A 2552-nucleotide genomic window follows, 5' to 3' on the forward strand; every position below is an offset into this window, starting at 1 on the left:
GCTGATGGTCAGTTCAGTATGACAAATGCGAAAGACAATATTATGCTGTCTGCGCATACAGGAAAGCTTGAGGCGACAGCGAAGCAAGATGTGAATATGTCATCCTCAACTAAAGAAGTTGAGATAGTAGCGATGAACAAGATTACGCTGACGGCGGGCGGTGCGAGTATCACGCTAGATGGCGGTGATATTACGATTGCGGCGATGCAGTTTACGGAGAAGGCTGGTCAGCATAGTCGTGATGGCGGCGGGATGGATGGACAGGGATTGGCGGGGTTGCCTGCTTTTGGGCACGCTAACAGTATTTGTTTTCGTTTCACAGATGATGACGACATTCCTTTTAGTGAAACTCAATATATTGCTACAAATAAAGCAACGGGGGAAAAAATCCATGGAACAACAGATAAAGAAGGTATGACCCAACGCTTTTATACGAAGACACCAGAAGAATTTGAAATACATTTGGAAATAGATTAAATAAAAGGTTGCTCATAATGGGAACAACATCAGGTAGCTCCAGCTCTAACCATGGTACAAAAGACACGCAAATATCAGCTCCAAGACGTTTTTTGGTACATTTCCGACGACCAATAAAAGGAGGTTATAACGGATCTTACGGCTTCGACTGGTTAAGAGATGAGTACATTTACGATATTAAAAAAGTTGTACAAGCGGGATCTAAACCAAAAAGATTTTATCGGGGTAATGTTCATGATCTTATCAAGGAATATACTACGCTAAAACCAGGCAATAGCACGTTATCCGAAGTTACTGAAATTGGTAACACCTCCGAGGCCTATGTTCCTGCCTGGCTAGGTATCTTCCCTGATAGATCCGAAGTAGAATTATATTTGCAAATAGATCAGCTCACTACTGATGATAATAAACCTTTATCATCAAATGATAGTACTGTATTAGAATTCAGTACAAGTCCTGGTATCGTTGTTTCACCCACCAAAATCGCATTGAAAAAATTAATTACTAAAGGTCAGAAAAGCAGAAAGCTAGTTAGATCTGGCGAACAGACTGACGGGGAAAACGGATACTCTAGAAACATAAAATATTATGTTGATGAATCTATCAAGATTAATATTAAGGCTACAAGTTCTAGTAATAAGGCCAGATTTATTAAGGTTATTGCTAAACGAGGTAAATACCAACGTAAAGTTGGTGTTCTCATGATTTATCCAAATAGGGATATACCTAATGCAGATATAGTTATTGTCCATTTGTGTACAAAGTCTGGAGCTACGACTGTACCAACACCTCCTGCCTATCAGCACTACCTTAAATATAGATCTTTTAATCAAGCATTAGTTCGTGGTGAGGTGAAAGGTATAAGTTGGCTAAACCTGATTGATGAAAAAAATAATCATTCTCTACTTAGTACAAAGGGGAAAGCGCTCCATAAATTTCTTCTAAAATACCCACCAAACACTAATGTTTCAAGAAGCGAAGGCAGTAACTTAAAAAAAGATATAGTCAAACTATATGAGTTATTTAGTGAAAAATACGTACCTTCAGGTGGCATTGAAGGTACTAATAATAATAATAAAACTTTCGTAATATTTACAGACTATAAGGTTAAAACTGGTATTTACACTACATTAGGTAGCGCTCAAGCGCGTGAAAAGAATATGGTCGAAAACTTATTTGACTGTACGTTCAACGATGATTGTTTTTCAAAAGTTTGGGGTAACGCCGTGGTATTATTTGATAAAGGCAATATTCAATTAGATACTTTTGCACATGAATTGGGTCATAGTTTTAGCTTGCCGCATACATTTTCCAGTAGTTCGTTGACACGACACAGCTTTTACCAAGGGTATACGGATAATTTAATGGATTATTCTTATTTATTAGATCGCACAGGAAAAGAGAGTGGCGGGACGAATCCATATAAGCATCATATGTGGTCACTATTTAAGTGGCAGTGGGATCTACTAAGAAAAGACCAAAGCATTAAATAATACTCAAACCATAGTTTAATACAATTGGAATTCTATATGATTAAAGTTAAATATGTAATACTATTATTTTTGCCGTTAGCAGGTTGTCATGAGCTACCAAATAAAAAAGTTAGTACCGATAATGAAACCTTAGATTGTCGACAATATTCGATTGAACAAGAATCTGAAATGGTAGAACCCGTAGCGCCTGATACTGGCATACAAAGACAGCATCCCATTGACGTTATTTCCAGAGCAACGTTTATTGAAAGATTAAGGGTATCTCCCCTATGGAAGAAACTAGAAGACAAGATCGAAGAAAATGAAGATTACACTGACATTCTTACCTTCCATACCAGCCAAGGCTATGTGCTTATTCGAGGAGATGATTACCTTACAGATATTACATATAATTTTAATGGCGCATTTATCGGAAATGAGTTTGGCCATACATTGCCAAAACAATATCAACTTGAACTAATTGAAACTATTAACTTGATAGTTAACAATCATGATAAGGCTGTTGAAATATTTGATGAGCTTTACAGTAGCTATACGTATAAGGTTAATAATAATATCACCTTGTATAATGATATATCAATT

The 2552-nt window shown here is 36.8% G+C and carries 3 protein-coding genes; all 3 read left to right on the forward strand.

The features are described from left to right. Positions 1 to 477: DUF2345 domain-containing protein (locus QL982_RS14260; RefSeq protein ID WP_290190429.1), on the forward strand; the 477-nt coding region annotated here is incomplete at its 5' end. Between the two features lie 17 nt (positions 478 to 494). After that, positions 495 to 1970 carry a M12 family metallo-peptidase gene (locus QL982_RS14265; protein ID WP_290190430.1) on the forward strand — a complete coding sequence of 492 codons (1476 nt, stop codon included), beginning with the start codon at positions 495 to 497 and terminating at the stop codon, positions 1968 to 1970. A gap of 36 nt (positions 1971 to 2006) precedes the next feature. After that, positions 2007 to 2552, forward strand: a 546-nt coding sequence (locus QL982_RS14270) for a hypothetical protein (RefSeq protein ID WP_290190431.1), incomplete at its 3' end; no start/stop codon positions are given.

It is taken from the genome of Psychrobacter sp. 5A.1 (assembly GCF_030407455.1).
GTDB lineage: Bacteria > Pseudomonadota > Gammaproteobacteria > Pseudomonadales > Moraxellaceae > Psychrobacter.